At 68.4% G+C, this 17,373-nt stretch carries 17 protein-coding genes; 12 read left to right on the forward strand and 5 right to left on the reverse strand.

From position 1 onward, the window contains the following. Positions 1 to 9: 9 nt before the first annotated feature. The 12 genes from mrdA to C3942_RS06985 all read left to right on the forward strand — a co-directional run bounded on the left by mrdA (position 10) and on the right by C3942_RS06985 (position 11,073). Positions 10 to 1,950 carry a penicillin-binding protein 2 gene (gene mrdA / locus C3942_RS06930; RefSeq protein ID WP_104229654.1) on the forward strand — a complete coding sequence of 647 codons (1,941 nt, stop codon included), beginning with the start codon at positions 10 to 12 and terminating at the stop codon, positions 1,948 to 1,950. A 77-nt stretch (positions 1,951 to 2,027) separates the two neighbouring features. After that, on the forward strand, positions 2,028 to 3,113 hold the full coding sequence (rodA, locus tag C3942_RS06935; RefSeq protein WP_165797382.1) for a rod shape-determining protein RodA: 1,086 nt from the start codon (positions 2,028 to 2,030) through the stop codon (positions 3,111 to 3,113). An 8-nt stretch (positions 3,114 to 3,121) separates the two neighbouring features. Further along, complete coding sequence (locus C3942_RS06940) at positions 3,122 to 4,129, forward strand: lytic murein transglycosylase (protein WP_104229656.1); 1,008 nt, start codon at positions 3,122 to 3,124, stop codon at positions 4,127 to 4,129. Next, positions 4,126 to 5,097: a septal ring lytic transglycosylase RlpA family protein gene (locus tag C3942_RS22820; protein WP_165797359.1), complete on the forward strand. Its 972-nt coding sequence runs from the start codon at positions 4,126 to 4,128 to the stop codon at positions 5,095 to 5,097. Before C3942_RS06940 ends, C3942_RS22820 begins: the two co-directional genes overlap by 4 nt. Before the next feature lie 200 nt (positions 5,098 to 5,297). After that, positions 5,298 to 6,431 carry a D-alanyl-D-alanine carboxypeptidase family protein gene (locus C3942_RS06950; RefSeq protein WP_104229657.1) on the forward strand — a complete coding sequence of 378 codons (1,134 nt, stop codon included), beginning with the start codon at positions 5,298 to 5,300 and terminating at the stop codon, positions 6,429 to 6,431. 152 nt (positions 6,432 to 6,583) lie between these two features. After that, a complete protein-coding gene (lipB, locus tag C3942_RS06955) occupies positions 6,584 to 7,207 on the forward strand; it encodes a lipoyl(octanoyl) transferase LipB (RefSeq protein ID WP_104229933.1) in 624 nt (207 codons plus the stop codon). A gap of 104 nt (positions 7,208 to 7,311) precedes the next feature. Further along, positions 7,312 to 8,136, forward strand: coding sequence for an ABC transporter ATP-binding protein (locus tag C3942_RS06960; protein WP_104229658.1), 825 nt, complete (start codon positions 7,312 to 7,314; stop codon positions 8,134 to 8,136). Then, positions 8,133 to 8,900, forward strand: a complete 768-nt coding sequence (mlaE, locus tag C3942_RS06965; protein WP_104229659.1) for a lipid asymmetry maintenance ABC transporter permease subunit MlaE — start codon at positions 8,133 to 8,135, stop codon at positions 8,898 to 8,900. The genes C3942_RS06960 and mlaE overlap by 4 nt, the downstream gene beginning before the upstream one ends. Positions 8,901 to 8,930: 30 nt before the next feature. Beyond that, positions 8,931 to 9,422, forward strand: coding sequence for an outer membrane lipid asymmetry maintenance protein MlaD (gene mlaD / locus C3942_RS06970; protein ID WP_104229660.1), 492 nt, complete (start codon positions 8,931 to 8,933; stop codon positions 9,420 to 9,422). Between the two features lie 7 nt (positions 9,423 to 9,429). Then, positions 9,430 to 10,074 (forward strand): MlaC/ttg2D family ABC transporter substrate-binding protein, encoded by a 645-nt coding sequence (locus C3942_RS06975; protein ID WP_165797360.1) that lies wholly within the window; start codon positions 9,430 to 9,432, stop codon positions 10,072 to 10,074. Continuing rightward, positions 10,071 to 10,325: an STAS domain-containing protein gene (locus C3942_RS06980; RefSeq protein ID WP_207766003.1), complete on the forward strand. Its 255-nt coding sequence runs from the start codon at positions 10,071 to 10,073 to the stop codon at positions 10,323 to 10,325. The genes C3942_RS06975 and C3942_RS06980 overlap by 4 nt, the downstream gene beginning before the upstream one ends. A 31-nt stretch (positions 10,326 to 10,356) precedes the next feature. Next, the gene (locus C3942_RS06985; RefSeq protein ID WP_104229662.1) at positions 10,357 to 11,073 is read left to right on the forward strand and encodes an MlaA family lipoprotein; all 717 of its coding nucleotides are present in this window, start codon (positions 10,357 to 10,359) and stop codon (positions 11,071 to 11,073) included. Positions 11,074 to 11,241: 168 nt separating this feature from the next. Here C3942_RS06985 and C3942_RS06990 read toward each other — a convergent pair whose 3' ends face one another. The 5 genes from C3942_RS06990 to C3942_RS07010 all read right to left on the reverse strand — a co-directional run bounded on the left by C3942_RS06990 (position 11,242) and on the right by C3942_RS07010 (position 17,361). Then, complete coding sequence (locus tag C3942_RS06990) at positions 11,242 to 12,255, reverse strand: AraC family transcriptional regulator (RefSeq protein WP_104229663.1); 1,014 nt, start codon at positions 12,253 to 12,255, stop codon at positions 11,242 to 11,244. Positions 12,256 to 12,612: 357 nt separating this feature from the next. Beyond that, on the reverse strand, positions 12,613 to 12,873 hold the full coding sequence (locus C3942_RS06995; RefSeq protein WP_207766004.1) for a helix-turn-helix domain-containing protein: 261 nt from the start codon (positions 12,871 to 12,873) through the stop codon (positions 12,613 to 12,615). A 2-nt stretch (positions 12,874 to 12,875) separates the two neighbouring features. Further along, the gene (locus tag C3942_RS07000) at positions 12,876 to 13,676 is read right to left on the reverse strand and encodes an enoyl-CoA hydratase-related protein (protein ID WP_104229665.1); all 801 of its coding nucleotides are present in this window, start codon (positions 13,674 to 13,676) and stop codon (positions 12,876 to 12,878) included. A 16-nt stretch (positions 13,677 to 13,692) separates the two neighbouring features. Next, on the reverse strand, positions 13,693 to 15,171 hold the full coding sequence (locus C3942_RS07005) for a coniferyl aldehyde dehydrogenase (protein WP_104229666.1): 1,479 nt from the start codon (positions 15,169 to 15,171) through the stop codon (positions 13,693 to 13,695). A 30-nt stretch (positions 15,172 to 15,201) separates the two neighbouring features. Then, positions 15,202 to 17,361 carry a 3-hydroxyacyl-CoA dehydrogenase NAD-binding domain-containing protein gene (locus C3942_RS07010; protein WP_104229667.1) on the reverse strand — a complete coding sequence of 720 codons (2,160 nt, stop codon included), beginning with the start codon at positions 17,359 to 17,361 and terminating at the stop codon, positions 15,202 to 15,204. Between the last annotated feature and the right edge of the window lie 12 nt (positions 17,362 to 17,373).

Consider the following 17,373-nt stretch of genomic DNA (forward strand, 5'->3'; position numbering starts at 1 on the left):
GGCCGCCCCATGGCCCTGGGCTCCATCAAGAACCTCCACCGGGAGCGCCAGGCCTTCCTGGCCCGTGCCCTGTTCGGCACCGTCTTCTGCCTGGTCTGCAGCTCGATCCTGATCGCACGCCTGTTCGACCTGCAGGTGCTGCAGAACGAGTACTTCCAGACCCGCGCCAACGAGAACCGCATGCGCGTGATGCCGGTGGCGCCGGTGCGCGGCCTGATCTACGACCGCCATGGTGCACTGCTGGCGCAGAACAAGCCGGCCTTCGTGCTGGAAGTGGTGCCCGAGCAGGTGGAGGGCATGGACACGCTGCTGCAGCGGCTGTCCGGCGTGGTGCAGCTCACCGACCAGGACATCGCCCGCTTCAAGGACCGCGTGCGCAAGACGCCGCGCTACCGGCCGGTGCCGCTGCGCAACAACCTGACGATGGAGGAACTGGCGCGCTACGAACTGGACCGCCATGCCTTCCGCGGCGTGGACGTGTCCGCCGGACTGACGCGCAACTATCCGCTGGGAGCCTCCGGCGCCCACATCATCGGCTACGTCGGCGGCATCACCGAGAAGGAACTCTCCGATGCGCCGGAGAACACCTACGAGGGCCTGTCGCTGATCGGCAAGACCGGCGTCGAGAAGAGCCACGAGGACACGCTGCGCGGCAAGTCCGGCGCCAAGATCATCGAGGCCAATGCCTATGGCCGCCCCCTGCGCGAGCTGGACTACCGCCGCGGTTACCCCGGCCGCAACCTCTATCTCAGCGTCGATTCCAAGGTCCAGCTGATCGCGGAACAGGCCCTGGGCGAGCTCGACGGCGCCGTGGTGGCGATCGACCCGCGCTCGGGCGAGGTCATCGCCCTGGTCAGCAAGCCGGGCTTCGATCCGCACCTGTTCATCGAGGGCATCGACGTCAAGACCTACAAGGCCCTTTCCAACGACCCCAAGCGGCCGCTGTTCAACCGCGCCCTGCAGGGCACCTACCCGCCGGGCTCCACGGTGAAGCCGGCCATGGCCATGGCCGGCCTGGAGTATGGCGTGGTGACGCCGGAGGACGGGGTCTACTGCCGCGGCGAGATGAGCCTGCCCGGCTCCAGCCGCAAGTACCGCTGCTGGAAGCGCAGCGGCCACGGCTTCCAGGACATGGTCGGCGGCGTGATGCGCTCCTGCGACATCTATTTCTACGAGCTGGCGATCAAGCTCGGCATCGACCGCATGCACGATTCGATGACCCGCCTGGGCCTGGGCCACAAGACCGGCGTGGACCTGCCGCTGGAGGGCTCCGGCCTGTTTCCCTCGCGCGAGTGGAAGCTGCGGCGGCGCAAGGAGCAGTGGTATCCCGGCGAGACCCTCAACATCGGCATCGGCCAGGGCTACACGCTGACCACGCCGCTGCAGCTGGCGCAGATGACCGCGCGCATCGCCATGCGCGGCAAGGGCTTCAAGCCGCACGTGGTCTACGCCACGCAGGACGCGATCACGCGCGAGGTGACGCGCGTGCCGCCGGAGCCGCTGGAACCGATCGAGCTGAAGGACAACCACAACTGGCAGCGCGTGATCGACGCCATGATCGACGTGGCTCATGGCGCCGGCGGCACCGCGGCGCGCATCGGCCGCGACTCGCCCTACCGCATCGCCGCCAAGACCGGCACCGCCCAGGTCGCGGCCATGCGCCAGGACGAGAAGAAGGCGCGTTCACTGGAGTCCACGCCGCTGCACCTGCGCGACCATGCGCTGTTCGTGGCCTTCGCCCCGGCCGACGATCCCAAGATCGCCGTGGCGGTGATCGCCGAGCATGCCGGCCACGGCGGTTCCGTGGCGGCGCCGATCGCGCGCCAGGTGATGGACATGTACCTGCTCGGCGAGGTGCGCTACAACGCCGCCGCCAAGCCGGCCGCGGCCGCTCCGGTCGCGACTCCCGATGCCGACGGGCATGTCCACGATGAAGACGTGGAGGATTGAATGAACGGGCTGCCGTCATGATCGCCGAAGTCATCTACCGCGTCCGCCGCGGCGGCCCCGACAAGCCCGAGCCGGGCATGGCCGACCTGCTGGAAAGCTGGCACATCGACATGTGGCTGCTGCTGCTGCTGGCCACCGTGGCCGGCCTGGGCATGTTCGTGATCTATTCCGCCTCGGGCCATTCGATCCCGGCGGTGGTGAACCAGGCCGAGCGCTTCCTGCTCGGGCTGTTCGTGATGGCGGTGGTGGCACAGGCCCCGCCGGAGTTCTACCGCATGCTGGCGCCCTGGCTCTACGGCCTGACGCTGCTGCTGCTGCTGCTGGTGGAGGTGATCGGCGACCACGCCATGGGCGCGCAGCGCTGGCTGGACCTGGGCTTCATCCGCTTCCAGCCCTCGGAACTGATGAAGCTGGCCATGCCGATGACGCTGGCCGCCTTCCTGCACCACCGCCGCCTGCCGCCGCGGCCGCTGACGCTGCTGGCCTCGCTGGTGATCCTGGGCGTGCCGACCGTGCTGATCATGGTGCAGCCCGACCTCGGCACCTCGATGCTGGTGATCGCGGCCGGCGGCTTCACGCTGTTCTTCGCCGGGCTGCAGTGGCGCTGGATCCTGGGCGCGCTGGCCGCGGTGGGCGCCGCCGCGCCGATCCTGTGGGAGCGCCTGCACGACTACCAGCGCAAGCGCATCCTGACGCTGCTGGATCCGGAGAGCGATCCGCTGGGCGCCGGCTACCACATCACGCAGTCCAAGATCGCCATCGGCTCCGGCGGCCTGTTCGGCAAGGGCTGGCTGGAAGGCACCCAGGCCAAGCTGGAATTCCTGCCCGAGGCGCATACCGACTTCATCTTCGCGGTGTTCGCCGAGGAGCTGGGGCTGATCAGCGTGCTGGTGCTGCTGTCGGTGTACCTCTGCATCGTCGGACGCTGCCTGTGGATCGCGGTGCGTGCGCAGGACAGCTTCCAGCGCCTGCTCGCCGGCGCCCTGGGCATGACCTTCTTCATCTACGTCTTCATCAACATCGGCATGGTCATCGGCCTGCTGCCGGTGGTGGGCGTGCCGCTGCCGCTGTTCAGTTTCGGCGGCACCTCCATGGTGAGCCTGCTGGCGGGCTTCGGTATGCTCATGTCCATCCATACCCATCGAAAGCTACTGGCCAACTAAGGACCTGCATGCGCCTACCCCTCGCACTGGCCCCGTTGCTGCTGCTGTGCACCGCCGCCGCCTCGGCCGACTACGGCAGCCACCCCAAGGCCGCGACGCTGCTGGAACGGCTGCGCCAGGAGCATGGCTTCAGCGCCGCGGAGCTGGATTCGGTCCGTGCCGCGCTGAGCGAGGCGCAGCGCCTGCCGCAGCTGGTGGAGATGGAGCAGAAGGCACCCGAGCGCACCGAGACCTGGACGCGCTATTCCAGCCGCATCGACCAGAGCCGCATCGACGGCGGCGTCGCGGTGCTGCGCGACCAGCAGCCCTTCCTGGACCGGGCGGAAGAAGAGTTCGGCGTGCCGCCGGCCGTGATCGCCGCGATCCTGGGCATCGAGACCCGCTACGGCCGCATCACCGGCAACATCCGCGTGCTGGACGCCCTGGCCACGCAGGGCTTCGAGCACCCGACGCGCTCGGCCTTCTTCGCCAGCGAGCTGGAGCACTTCTTCGTGTTCTGCCGCGACTTCCGCCGGGACCCGGCCGCCATCAAGGGCTCCTATGCCGGCGCCATGGGCGCGGCGCAGTTCATGCCCAGCAACTACCGCCGCCTGAGCCTGGACTACGATGGCGAGAACGGGCGGGACCTGTGGACCCTGCCGGATGCGGTCGGCTCCATCGGCCACTACTTCATGCGCTACCGGCCGTCGCAGGCCTGGCGCCGCGGCGAGCCGCTGATCATCCCGGCGCGCCTGCTGGCGCCGCTGCCGGCGGGCACCGAGGTCAACGGCAAGGCCACGGCCTACAACGCCGGCGCCCTGCTGCGCGCCGGCTGGCTCGCCGCCGACGTCGACCTGCCGCCGGACACGCCGGTCGGCATCATCCAGCTGCCGCTGGATGACGGCAGCCAGGAATACTGGCTGGCGCTGCACAATTTCTACACCGTGATGACCTACAACCCGCGTACCTTCTACGCCATGGCCGTGGCGCAGCTGGCCCAGCGCATCCAGCAGCGGCTGGCGGCGGAGGCCCGGTGAGATTGCGCGCGGCGGGCATCGTCCTGCTCTGCACGCTGCTGGCGGCCTGCGTCACCGCGCCGCCCGCACCCGAGCGCAAGGCGCCGCGGCGTCCGCCACCCCCGCCGCAGCAACCGGCGCCCAAGGTCTCCCGCACGCCGGGACTGCCGCCCGAATTCGTTCCCGGCCCGGCGCCGCTGAGCGAGCGCGACCGCGGCCCCGCTCCCGAGGAAATTCCGGCGGGCATCGAGCTGACGCCGGACGCCGTGCCGCAGGAAGAGCCGCGCAGCCGTTCCGGCAACTCGCCGGAGTACCAGGTCTTCGGCAAGACCTACCGCACCATGAGCCAGGCCGGCAGCTTCCGGGAGCGTGGGCATGCCTCCTGGTACGGCAAGAAATTCCATGGCCGCAAGACCGCCAACGGCGAGATCTACGACATGTTCAAGATGACGGCGGCGCACAAGACCCTGCCGCTGCCGAGCTACGTCCGGGTCACCAACCTGGCCAACGGCAAGAGCACCATCGTGCGCGTCAACGACCGCGGCCCCTTCCACAAGGGACGCATCATCGACCTGTCCTACGCCGCGGCCGCCAAGCTCGAGATCATCAACCACGGCGCAGTGGAGGTGGAGATCGAGGCCGTGAATCCCGACAGCCCGGCGCCGCCCACGGCCGTCGCGGCGGTGCCGGCTCCGGTGCCGGCGGAGAGTCCGCCCCCACTGGAACCGAAGGCCGAGCTCCGTTCCGCACCCGCGGCCGGCCAGGGCTGGCTGCAGGTGGCCAGCTTCATCGATCCGATCAACGCGGTGGCCCTGCGCGAAGAGCTGCAGGGCAAGGGCTTCGCCGGCGCCACGGTGATCACCACCGATCTCGGCGGCGAAGTCCTGCATCGGGTGGTGACCGGGCCGTTCCACGACGAGACCTCGGCCGCCGACCTGCGGCGGCGGCTGCGCGGGCATGGATACGCGGCGGAGTGGATGACCCAGTGAGGGCAGCGAACCCGCCTGCGGCGCAGGCCGATCCTGCACCCGCGATGCCCGCCGGACCGTGGTACGGCCGTGCGTCGCGGGCGCAATCTCGACGCGCCCGCGACGGCCTCTTCGCTACCCTCGAGGAGCCCTTACAGGCCGGCCCCGATTTTGCTGCACTGCGATAAACTAGTGAATCTTTGTTGCAACACCAGAAGACCATGAAACGCCTGCTCGCCCTGCCCCTGCTGTCCCTGTCCCTGTCCCTGCATGCCGCCATTCCCGCGGCGCCGACCCTGGAAGCCTCGAGCTATGCCCTGCTCGACTACGACAGCGGCGAGCTGCTGGCCGCCAGCAACCCGGACCAGCGCGTGGGCCCGGCCAGCATCACCAAGGTGATGACCGCCTATGTCGTGCTCGAGGAGATCCGCCAGGGCCGCATGAAGCTGGAGGACACCGCCTTTGTCAGCGAGAAGGCCTGGCGCCAGGGCATCGACTCCTCCGAGTCGCGCATGTTCGTGCAGGTCGGCACGCGCGTGCCACTGGAAGCGCTGCTGCACGGCGTCATCACGCAGTCCGGCAACGACGCCAGCGTGGTGCTGGCGGAGCACGTCGCCGGCAGCGAGGAGGCCTTCGCCGAGCTGATGAACCAGCAGGCCGCCAGGATCGGCATGAAGAACACCCACTTCGCCAATGCCCCCGGCATGCCGGACCCGCAGCACTACAGCACCGCGCGCGACCTGACCCTGCTCGGCCGGGCGCTGATCCAGAGCTTCCCGGAGCAGTACAAGTGGTTCGCGCTGCCGGACTACACCTACAACGGCATCACCCAGCCCAACCGCAACCTGCTTCTGAAGAAGGACCCGAGCGTCGATGGCATCAAGACCGGCCACACCTCGGAAGCCGGCTACTGCCTGCTGGCCTCGGCACAGCGCGACGGCCGCCGCCTGATCTCCGCGGTGATGGGCACCAAGAGCTGGGCCTACCGCGAGCAGGCCAGCCTGGAGCTGCTGAACTGGGGCTTCCGCTTCTTCGAGAGCGCCCAGTTGCTCGGCCCCACCAAGCCCGCGGGCACGGTCAAGGTCTGGAAGGGCGCCGCCGGCGAAGTGCAGGTGGGCACGCTCAAGCCGGTCGCCATCACCCTGCCCCGCGGCGAAGCCGCTCGCGTGCAGGCCAGCTGGCAGCAGGAAGGCGAGGCCATCGCGCCGTTCGCCGCCGGCCAGAAGCTGGGCACGCTGACGCTGACGCTGGACGGCAAGCTGCTGCGCACCGAACCGCTGGTGGCGCTGCAGGACGTGGGCAAGGGCGGCTTCTGGCGCCGCCTGATCGACACGATCCGTCTCTGGTTCGCTTGAAAATACGGATAAGCCTGCTGCGCGGCCCGATCTTGCATCTCCGGTGCTCGCCGTACTTCAGTACGGCCCCGCTCCTCGCTGCAACCCCGGACCGCTCGCGGCGGCTTCTCCGCATTTTCGGAAAGTTTGGGTAAGGTTCAGCAGTGAATCCCCTGCCGCCCCTGATCGTCCGCCACCTGGGCCGCCGCGACTACGCGGAGGTCTTCGAGGAGCAGCGTGCCTTCACCGATGGGCGTGGGCCGGATACGGCCGACGAGCTGTGGTTCCTGGAGCATGACCCGGTATTCACCCAGGGGCAGGCCGGCAAGGCCGAGCACCTGCTGATGCCGGGGGCCATCCCGGTGGTCCAGTCGGACCGCGGCGGGCAGGTGACCTACCATGGCCCGGGCCAGATCGTGGTCTACCTGCTGATGGACCTGCGGCGCCTGGGCTACTCGATCCGCTCCCTGGTGACGCGGATCGAGCAGTCCCTGGTCGATACCCTGGCGGGCTACGGCATTGCCGCCGCCGCCGACCCCCAGGCCCCAGGCGTCTATGTCGACGGCGCCAAGATCGCCTCCCTGGGGCTGCGCGTGCGCCAGGGCTGCAGCTACCACGGCCTGTCGCTCAACGTGGACATGGACCTGGAGCCCTTCTCGCGCATCAATCCCTGTGGTTACCAGGGCTTGCGCATGGCCCAGCTGCGTGAACTGGGCGGGCCGGCGGACTTGTCCGTGGTGGCAGCGGAGCTCGAAAAGCACTTGCGCTTGCGCCTATCCCCCCATAGTGGGGTGTGATACAGGTCCGTTCCGGCGGCCCGGCCTACCCGGTCTGGGCTAAAATGGCCCCTTCGCAGCCGGGGTCATGAACCGAATGGCGGCGAGGGCATCCAAGAACAAATATGACGAACCCCACCCCACAAGCCGACGATGTGCTGGTACGCGTGCGTGGCCTGTCCTTCGGTCATGGCAGCCGCGTCATCTATGACGGCATCGATGTCGACATCCCGCGCGGGAAGGTCACGGCCATCATGGGCCCCTCCGGCACCGGCAAGACCACCCTGCTGCGCCTGATCGGCGGCCAGTGGCATCCCAAGGCCGGCACGGTCTCCTTCGACGGCGTGGACGTGCACCAGCTCAAGCGCCGCGAACTCTATGCGCTGCGCAAGCGCATGGGCATGCTGTTCCAGAACGGCGCCCTGCTGACCGACCTCAATGTCTTCGACAACGTCGCCTACCCGCTGCGCGAGCACACCCGGCTGCCGGAGTCGGTCATCCGCGACCTGGTGCTGATGAAGCTGCAGGCCGTGGGCCTGCGCGGCGCCCGCGATCTCTGGGTCTCGCAGCTTTCCGGCGGCATGGCACGGCGCGTGGCGCTGGCCCGCGCACTGGCGCTGGACCCGGAAATGGTCATGTACGACGAACCCTTCGCCGGCCAGGACCCGATCACCATGGGCGTGCTGATGCGCCTGATCCGCACCCTGAACGATGCCCTGGGCCTGACCTCGATCGTAGTGTCCCACGACATCACCGAGGTGCTGTCGATCAGCGACTACGCCTACGTCATCGCCGACGGCAAGATCGCCGCGCACGGCACGCCGGCGGACCTGCGCGACCATGCCTCGCCCTGGGTGCAGCAGTTCCTGACCGGCGCCGACGACGGCCCGGTGAGCTTCCACGCCAAGGCGCCGGAGTACCTCGCCGACCTGATGGGAGAAAAGGCTTGAGCGCCGCCGTCGAAATCATCGCCAGCTTCCTCGCCGGCCTGGGCCGGGCGCAGTTCTTCCTGCTCAGCGTCCTCGGCGGCGTGCCGGCGGCGCTGGCGCGTCCGCGCCTGGTGATCCAGCAGCTCTACATGGTCGGCGCCCTGTCGCTGATCATTATCGTCATCTCGGGCAGCTTCATCGGCATGGTGCTGGCGCTGCAGGGCTACCGCACCCTGGTGCGCTTCGGCGCCGAGGATTCGCTGGGCGTGCTGGTGACGCTGTCGATCATCCGCGAACTGGGTCCGGTGGTGACGGCCCTGCTGTTCGCCGGCCGCGCCGGCTCGGCCCTGGCCGCCGAGATCGGCCTGATGAAGGCCACCGACCAGCTCTCCGCCATGGAAATGATGGCCACCGATCCGGTCAAGCGCGTGATCGCGCCGCGCTTCGTCGCGGGCGTGATCGCCGTGCCGCTGCTGACGGCGATCTTCTGCGTGATGGCGATCGGCATCGCCGGCGGCCACGCCATCGGCGTGGAGCTGCTGGGCGTGGATGCCGGCAGCTACTGGTCGCAGATCCGCGCCAGCACCGAGGCGGCCGACATCCGGCAGATGCTGATCAAGGCCGGCGTGTTCGGCTTCACCGTCAGCTGGATCGCGGTCTACCAGGGCTACCACGCCGCCCCCACTTCCGAGGGCGTCTCGCGTGCCACCACCGGCACCGTGGTGGTGTCCTCCCTGGCGATCCTGGCCCTGGACTTCATCCTGACGGCGTTCATGTTCCGTTAAACCGTCCCCGAATAAGTTAGAGCACAAGACATGCAATCGAGAGCGCTGGAAATACTGGTTGGCCTGTTCGTCTGCCTCGGCGTGGCCGCGGTGTTCGTCCTGACCTTCCGCGTCGCGAGCCTGGACGCCGTGGGCAACGGCGACGGCTACCGCGTCACGGCGATGTTCGAGAACATCGGCGGGCTCAAGGCGGGATCGGCGGTGACCCTGTCGGGCGTCAAGGTCGGCCGCGTGCAGGGCATCGCGATCGACCCGGACACCTTCGAGGCCGTGGCCACGCTGTACATCAGCAAGGCCTACAGCACGCTGCCGGAAGACAGCTCGGCCAAGATCCTGACGGCCGGCCTGCTCGGCGAGCAGTACATCGGCCTGGAGATCGGCGGGGCCGAGGAAGTGCTGAAGGAAGGCAGCCGCATCAAGTCGACCCAGTCCGCCCTGGTTCTCGAGAACCTGATCGGTCAGTTCCTCACCAACATGGCGTCGCGCAGCAATGACGCTGGCAATGCAGCGAAGCAGGAGTAAGGCAGTGATGATCAAGCAATGGTTGACGGGTGTCGCCGCGGCGCTGGGCCTGGCCGTGGCCGCGCAGGCGCTGGCCGCCCCTTCCGCGCCCGACGAGACGCTGAAGGCCGCCGTGGCCGAGATCCAGGACCTGCTGGCCAAGAACCACGCCAAGTACAAGGCCGACAAGCCGGGCTACTTCAAGATGGTGGACGAGAAGATCGTTCCCCATTTCGACGTGCCCTACATCGCGCGCAGCGTACTGGCGCGCAACTGGAAGACCGCCACCCCGGAGCAGCAGGCGCGCTTCCAGGATGCCTTCAAGAACATGCTGATCCGCTCCTACGCGGACGCCATGATCGAGAACTATGACTCCGTGAAGGTGGAGTGGAAGCCGGTGCGCATGGCCGAGGGCGCCACCGACGCCACCGTCAACACCAACCTGCTGCGCAACGGCAAGCCGCCGGTGGGCATCGGCTTCTCCATGCGCCTGGTCGGTGCCGACTGGAAGATCACCGACATCACCATCGAGAACCTGTCGCTGGTGCAGAACTTCCGCGGCCAGTTCGCCTCGGAGCTGAAGAAGAGCGACCTGAACAGCCTGATCACGCGCATGGAAGGCGGCCAGTTCACCACCGACACGCCCAAGTCGGGCGGCTCGGCTCCGCAGTGAGCGTCCTGCCGGAAAGGCTGGACCTGGCCAGCGTGCCGGGGCTGATGTCCCGCGCCGACGCGCTGGCGGCCGGCGGTACGCTGGACCTGTCCGGCGTGCGCGAGGTGGACAGCGCCGGAGTGGCTTTCCTGGTGGAGCTGCAGCGCCGGGCGCAGCGCCAGCAGCGCACGCTGGCTTTCACCGGCGCGGGCGAGGGCCTGCGCCGCCTGGCGGCATTCTTCGAACTGGACACGCTGCTGAAGCTGGCGTGAGAGCGGTAGGGCCGCGGGGGGCGGCGGAGCGATGCGTATCCAACTGATTGCCGTAGCAGGCCTGCTGCTGGCGGGCTGTGCCCACAGCCCCAGCTACGACCCGCAGGACCCGCTGGAACCGCTCAACCGCAAGGTCTACGCCTTCAACATGAAGGTCGACCGCTACGTGGCCAAGCCCCTGGCGGAGACCTACGTCGCCGCCACGCCGCCGGAGGTCCGCACCGGCATCCACAACTTCCTGGACAACCTCGTCTATATCCGGGTGATCGCCAACGACCTGCTGCAGGCCAAGTTCAAGCAGGCGGGCCTGGACACCACGCGCTTCCTGATGAACACCACCTTCGGCCTGGCCGGCTTCCTGGACCCGGCGACGATGGTGGGCCTGGAGCGCAACAACGAGGACTTCGGCCAGACCCTGGGGCGCTGGGGCGTGGGGCAAGGCTGGTACCTGATGCTGCCCTTCCTCGGGCCCAGCACCAACCGCGACCTGGTCGGCAACAACGTCGGCGACTATTTCACCAACCCGCTGCTCTACGCCGACCTGCATGACCGGGTGGAACTGGGCTACCAGGGCGTGCGGCTGGTGGATGCCCGCAGCGGCCTGCTGGGCAGCGAGAGCTTGCTGGAGCAGCAGCTCGATCCCTACGTCTTCGTGCGCGGCCTCTACCTGCAGCGCCGCCAGAACCTGGTCTACGACGGCAACCCGCCGCCGGAAGACGATTTCGACGACGAAGACGACAACGGCTAGCGGCGCGCTGCGCCAGGCGCGCCGGGAGCCGGAAGCGGCGGCGATGGCCTTCAGGGCATCGCACGCGCAGCGGCGGCATCCATGACGGGACTTCCTCCTCCCCCGGCTTCTCCAGGGCCGGACGTTCGGCGATGCAGGCAATGCCTTTGAGGCATCGCCTGCATCGCCTCACCCAGCCAGGTTGCGTTGGCGGCGGCTCTCGCGGTACTGCACCGGGGTGATGCCGGACCAGCGCTTGAAGGCGCGGTAGAAGGTGCTGGGCTCGGAGAAGCCGGTCAGGTAGACGATGTTCTCGATCGGCTCGTCGGTGGAGCGCAGCAGCTTGCGCGCCAGCGCGTAGCGGAAGTCGGCCAGCACTTGGCTGAAGCTGGTGCCGGCGCGGGACAGCTCGAAGCGCAGGCGCCGCGTCGGCACCCCGAGTTCCCGCGCCACGTCCTCCAGGTCGCACTTGTCCAGCTCCAGGCGCTGCGAGAACACCTTGCGGATGCCCTCGATCAGGTCCTGGCGCTTGAGATTGGACAGGCGCTTCTCCGCCAGCTCCTCGTGCAGCTTGAGCAGGTCCGGGTCCCAGCGCGGCGAGCGGTAGGCCAGCAGCTTGGGGTCGAACCAGATCTCGCTTTCGGGGGCGTCGAACTCCACCGGGCAGCCGAAGACCTTCTCGTACTCGGCCGGGTCGATGCGGCGGTCGAAGCGCAGGCGCACCTTCAGGGGTGCGAAATTGCGCTCCGTCACCGACCGGGCGAAGGCGATCAGCTCGTAGAGCACGCAGATCTCGGTATGGCGCAGCTGCGGTGCGTCCAGGGCGCCACCCTGCACCACCAGCCGCGAGCCCCGCTCGTCCTGGATGATGCGCACGTTCATGGCGTCGCTGAGCAGGCGCATGTACTTGAGGGAGCGGCCTACGCCCTCGCCCAGGGTCTGGCTGCTGAAGATCAGGTATTCCAGCACCTCGCCATGGAACACCGGCAGGTGCGGGCAGAGGTGCAGGCCCACTTCCTGGTCGCCGCTGACCTGCTCCACCACCTGCCAGAACAGGGTCTGCAGGGCGTGCTCGGTCCGGATTTCGCGCAGGGGCAGCTTCTCGGCGTGGTAGCCCAGCTGGCGGTAGATCGCGTCCACGTCCAGACCGGCCTTGACCATCCCGGCATGGATGATCTGGAGCAGTTGCCCCGAATCCTTCATCGGCTCGTCTCTCCTGCGGGCTTCTGTGTCGTAGGTCTTGGCCCTGCGGCCATTCTAGGTTTGCCGGGCCGCCAGTGTCACTTCCGCCCCAGGGCTTCGATTCCAGCGTCCGATGGCAATGTTAGCCTGCCGGGGAACGGCGCATAAACTGCGGCCCCAGGGGCAGGACACCCCGAAGAGGGGATGGAAGCGGCAGGAGGATGCCGGCCGGGCGGCCGGACAGGAGGAATCGGGCGCCAGGGCGCCCGGCCGGCCCGGAAGCCGGGGAAAAGCCCGGGCGTGCGGCCCTGCGCCGCCGCGCCGCCCGGAAGGCCCTGCCGGCGGCCGCCGGCCAGGCCCGCGACGATCCGCCGGGGGTCAGACCCGGGCGAGATAGAACTCCACCGCCCGGCGGCGGTTGCCGACGCCGAACTTGGAGTAGATGTTGCGCAGGTGGTGCTTGACCGTGTTGATCGACACCTTCAGGGAGTCCGCGATCTCCTTGTCCATCATCTTGCGAGAGAGGCAGTCCAGCACCTCGCGCTCGCGCGGCGTCAGCGGCTCGGTCACCGGCATCGCCAGGCTGCCCATGCGGCCCGTGTCACCGCGCGGGTTCCAGGAGGAAAGATTCGTATCCATCATCAACGCCCCTTGAAGTTCGGCTTGCGCTTCTGCACGAAGGCCATCGCCCCTTCCATGAAATCCTGGGATTGGCCGCAGTCGCGCTGCAGGTCGCTCTCCAGGTCCAGCTGCTTGTCCAGCTCGTTGGCCGCGGCGGCGTGGATCGCGCGCTTGATGCGCTCGATGGCCACGGCCGGGCCTTCCGCCAGGCGCTTCGCCATCGCCAGCACCGTCGGCATCAGTTGCTCGTCGTCCACTACGCTCCAGATCAGGCCCCACTCCTTCGCCTGCTCGGCCGACAGCTTCTCGCCCATCAGGGCCAGGCCCATGGCGCGCTGCGGACCGATGGCTCGCGGCAGGATCCAGGTGCCGCCGGCATCGGGAATCAGGCCGACGTTGACGAAGGCCTGCAGGAAGGATGCGGAGCGCGCCGCCACGGTCAGGTCGGCCATCAGCGCCAGGTTGGCGCCGGCCCCGGCGGCGATGCCGTTGACCGCCGAGATGATCGGCTTGGGCAGCTCACGCATCTTCAGGATCAGCGGGTTGTAGTAACGGTCCAGCACGAAGCCGAGATCCAGCCGGCCCTGCAGGTCCAGCGGCGGCTTGTCGCTGGTGGCCGCCAGGTCCGCGCCGGTGGAGAAGCCGCGGCCCTCGCCGGTCAGCACGATGGCACGCACCGCGGCATCGGCCGCGGCGGCGTCGAAGGCCTGGCCCAGCTCCTCCATCAGTTCCAGCGTCATGGCATTGAGCGCCTTGGGCCGGTTGAAGCTGATGACGGCGATGCCCTGCTCGATGCGGTACAGGAGGTTCTTGAAGTCCATCAGGTGTTCGTTCCGTTCAGAGGTTTTCGCGGCGCGGCCGGTTGTGCAGCATGAAGCCCAGCACCCAGGCGGCCAGCGCGCCGAAGGGCGGGCGCAGGAACACGCTGGCCTTGGTCAGCCGGCTCATGAACAGCACCGGCTTGAGATGCGAGAAGCGGTCGAAACCGGCTTGGCCGTGATAGGCACCGATGCCGCTGGCGCCGACACCGCCGAAGGGCAGGTTGTGCTGGATGGCGTGGTAGCCGCAGCCGTTGATGCTGACGCCGCCGGAGATGGTGCGCTTGAGCACGCGCTCCACTTCGGCGCCGCGGTTGCTGAAGAAGTACAGCGCCAGCGGACGCTCGCCGGCGTTGACGTGCGCCAGCGCCGCATCCAGCGTCTTGTAGCCCAGCACCGGCAGCACCGGCCCGAAGATTTCCTCGCGGCACAGCGTGGTGTCGGCGGGACAGTCGGACACCAGCGTCGGCGGGAACACGCGGTTGTCGGGGCCGAAGCTCTCGTCGGCGGGGTTGAAGGTTTCCACCTTCGCCCCCCTGCCCCGCGCTTCCTCGACCCAGTTCGACAGGCGCGTCCAGTCGCTGCGGATCAGCACGCGGCCATAGTCGGGGTTGTCCACCAGCTTCGGGTAGAACGCCTTGATCGCGTTGCGCGCGTGCTCCAGGAATTCCGGCACCGAAGCCTCCGGCACCAGGGCGTAGTCGCCGGTGACGCAGGTCTGACCGGCATTGAGGAACTTGGTCTGGACGATGGTTTCGGCTGCCGTCTTCAGGTCGTAACCCTCGCCGACGATGGCCGGGCACTTGCCGCCCAGTTCCAGCGTCACCGGCACCAGGTTCTCGGCGGCGTCGCGCATGATCAGCTTGCCGACGCGCGTGGAGCCGGTGAAGACCAGGTGATCGAAAGGCAGCTTGGAGAACTGCTTGGCCACGCTGCTGTCGCCGGCGACCACGGCCACCTGCTCCTCCGGATACAGGCCCGAGACGATCTGCCGCATCAGCTCGGTGCTGCGCGGCGTCAGGCTGGAGGGCTTCATCATCACGTGGTTGCCGGCCGCGATGGCGCCCACCACCGGCGACAGAGTCGTCATCACCGGGTAGTTGTAGGCGCCGATCACGCCGATCACGCCCAGCGGCTGCGGGATCAGGCAGGCACGGCTCGGGAGGAATTGCCAGTTGGCGGAAACGCGGCGCGTGCGCATCCACGACTTGAGCTTCGCCTGGGCGTAGCGCAGGTCGTCGATCACCACGAACAGCTCCAGCAGCGACTCCTGGCGCGCACGGCCGCCGAAGTCGGCGGCCATGGCGTCGGCCAGGGCCAGGCGCTGGTCCATCAGCGCCTGCTCCAGCTTGCGCAGCATCTCGCGGCGCTCGGCCAGCGAGGAGGGTTCGCCCCTGGCGTTGAATGCCGCCCTCTGCCGGTCGAGCAGCACCGGCAGAGGGTTGTCGCCGGCCGGCGCAGCGGCCAGCTTCGTCACGGTATCAAGGACGGCGGACATGGACGGCTCCTCCTGTGATGGAGACGGGCTTCAGCCCGCCTTCTTGTAGAACAGCTCGCCGGAGGCGCCGCGCGCCTTCAGCCACTCCGAGGGCTCGAAGCGCGGCCCCCAGGCGGCGGCCAGGCGCGCGCACTCGTCGGCGAAGGCCTTGGGGCCCTGCGTGTCGATGTAGGACAGCGTGCCGCCGGTCCAGGCCGGGTAGCCGATGCCGAGGATCGAGCCGATGTCGGCGTCGATCGGCGAGGCGATCACGCCCTCCTCGAAGCAGCGCGCCGTCTCCAGCGCCATGATGGTCAGGAAGCGCGACTTCACCTCCGCCAGCGTCGGCTGCTCGGCCTTCACCGGGAAGACATCCTTCAGGCCCTTCCACAGCTTCTTGCCGCCGCCCTCCGGGTAGTCGTAGAAGCCGGCGCCGAAGCGGCGGCCCGGGCGCTTGAGTTCGTCCACCATCCTGTCGACGACCGGACGACCGAGCTTGCCGCGGTACTTCTCCGGCAGGTTGTCGGCTTCCTGCTGCTTGTAGATGCTCTGCTGCAGGAACATGGTCACTTCGTCGGACACGGCCAGCGGGCCCACCGGGAAGCCGGCGAGCTTGGCGCCGTTCTCGATCAGCGTCGGCTCGATGCCGTCGAGCAGCATCTTCTGGCCTTCCGAACAGAAAGTGCCGAACACGCGGCTGGTGTAGAAGCCCGGGAAGTCGCGCACCACGATCGGGGTCTTCTTGATCTGCGCGACGTAGTCCAGGGCCTTGGCCAGGGTCTCGTCGGAGGTCTGCTCGCCGAGGATGATCTCGACCAGCGGCATCTTCTCGACCGGCGAGAAGAAATGGATGCCGATGAACTGCTTCGGGCGCCTGGAGGCCTTGGCCAGGCCGGTGATCGGCAGCGTGGAGGTGTTGGAGCCGAAGGTCGCCGTCTCGGGGATCACGGCCTCGGTCCTGGCCGTGACGTCGGCCTTGATCTCGCGCTTCTCGAACACGGCCTCGACGATCAGGTCGCAGCCTTCCAGGTCGGCGTAGTCGGCCGTGGCCTTGATGCGGCCGAGGATGGCGTCGATCTTGTCCTGCGTGGTCTTGCCCTTGGCCAGGTCCTTGGCCTGCATCGCGGCGATGCCGGCCTTGCCCTTCTCGGCCTGCTCCAGGGTGGAGTCGAGCAGCACGACCTGGATGCCGGCCTTGGCGCTGACATGCGCGACGCCGGCGCCCATCATGCCGGCGCCGAGCACGCCCAGCTTCTGCACCTTGGACTTGGCCACGCCCTTGGGGCGGCCGGCCAGCTTGTCGGCGGCGCCCTTGTTGATGAACATCGTGCGGATCAGGTTGCGCGCCACGGCGCCCGACAGCAGCTTGCCGAAGTACTTGCTCTCGATGCGCAGGCCCGTGTCCATCGGCACCTGGGTGCCTTCGAAGACGCAGGACAGGATGGCGTTGGGGGCCGGATAGTTGCCGTTGGTGTTGGCCGAGGTCAGCGCATTGCCGGCGACGAAGGTCTGGCTGGCATGTGCGGCCATAGGGCCGGCGCCGCCGGGCACGCGGAAGTTCTTCTTGTCCCAGGGCTGTTCGGCGCTGGGCGTGGCCAGCAGCCACTCGGTGGCCTTGGCCACCAGCTGGTCGGCCGGGGCCAGGGCGTGGACGATGCCGAGCTTGAGCGCCTCGGCCGGCTTCACCTGCTTGCCCTGCAGCAGCAGCGGCAGCGAGTTGGGGATGCCGATCAGGCGCGGCAGGCGCTGGGTGCCGCCGGCGCCCGGCAGCAGGCCGACATTGACCTCGGGCAGGCCGACGACGGCCTTGGGATCATCGCTCAGCGCGCGGAAATGGCAGGCCAGGCAGAGCTCCAGGCCGCCGCCCAGGGCCAGGCCGTTGATCGCGGCGGCGAAGGGCTTGCCGCTGGTCTCGATGCGGCGGAACAGGGCGGAGAGCTCGAACGAGGCCTTGGAGCCCTCGACGGCGTCGATGCCCTTGTCGAAGGCCGTGACCAGGTCCTTCAGGTCGGCGCCGGCGACGAAGGCGCCCGGCTTGCCGGAGGTGATGATGGCGCCCTTGATGGCGGCGTCGGCGGCGATGCGCTCGACGGCCTGCGTCAGCTCGGCGGTCAGCTCCGGCGTGATGACGTTCATCGGCCGCTCGGGCACGTCGATGGTGAGGATGGCGAAGCCGTTGCGGTCGAGGTCGAATTTCAGTGCGGTAGTCATGTTGAATCCAGG

Origin of the sequence: Solimonas fluminis (assembly GCF_002930645.1) — a bacterium.
Lineage (GTDB): Bacteria > Pseudomonadota > Gammaproteobacteria > Nevskiales > Nevskiaceae > Solimonas_A > Solimonas_A fluminis.

Excerpts from the sequence above, each read along its gene's own strand:
- C3942_RS07005 (WP_104229666.1), bottom strand. The coding sequence starts at position 15,171 with ATGTCCGCCGTCCTTGATACCGTGACGAAGCTGGCCGCTGCGCCGGCC.
- C3942_RS06985 (WP_104229662.1), top strand. The coding sequence starts at position 10,357 with ATGCGTATCCAACTGATTGCCGTAGCAGGCCTGCTGCTGGCGGGCTGT.
- mlaD (WP_104229660.1), top strand. The coding sequence starts at position 8,931 with ATGCAATCGAGAGCGCTGGAAATACTGGTTGGCCTGTTCGTCTGCCTC.
- C3942_RS07000 (WP_104229665.1), bottom strand. The coding sequence starts at position 13,676 with ATGGACTTCAAGAACCTCCTGTACCGCATCGAGCAGGGCATCGCCGTC.
- C3942_RS06975 (WP_165797360.1), top strand. The coding sequence starts at position 9,430 with ATGATCAAGCAATGGTTGACGGGTGTCGCCGCGGCGCTGGGCCTGGCC.
- C3942_RS06960 (WP_104229658.1), top strand. The coding sequence starts at position 7,312 with ATGACGAACCCCACCCCACAAGCCGACGATGTGCTGGTACGCGTGCGT.
- C3942_RS06995 (WP_207766004.1), bottom strand. The coding sequence starts at position 12,873 with ATGGATACGAATCTTTCCTCCTGGAACCCGCGCGGTGACACGGGCCGC.
- C3942_RS06990 (WP_104229663.1), bottom strand. The coding sequence starts at position 12,255 with ATGAAGGATTCGGGGCAACTGCTCCAGATCATCCATGCCGGGATGGTC.
- mrdA (WP_104229654.1), top strand. The coding sequence starts at position 10 with ATGGCCCTGGGCTCCATCAAGAACCTCCACCGGGAGCGCCAGGCCTTC.
- rodA (WP_165797382.1), top strand. The coding sequence starts at position 2,028 with ATGGCCGACCTGCTGGAAAGCTGGCACATCGACATGTGGCTGCTGCTG.
- C3942_RS06940 (WP_104229656.1), top strand. The coding sequence starts at position 3,122 with ATGCGCCTACCCCTCGCACTGGCCCCGTTGCTGCTGCTGTGCACCGCC.
- C3942_RS06950 (WP_104229657.1), top strand. The coding sequence starts at position 5,298 with ATGAAACGCCTGCTCGCCCTGCCCCTGCTGTCCCTGTCCCTGTCCCTG.
- C3942_RS07010 (WP_104229667.1), bottom strand. The coding sequence starts at position 17,361 with ATGACTACCGCACTGAAATTCGACCTCGACCGCAACGGCTTCGCCATC.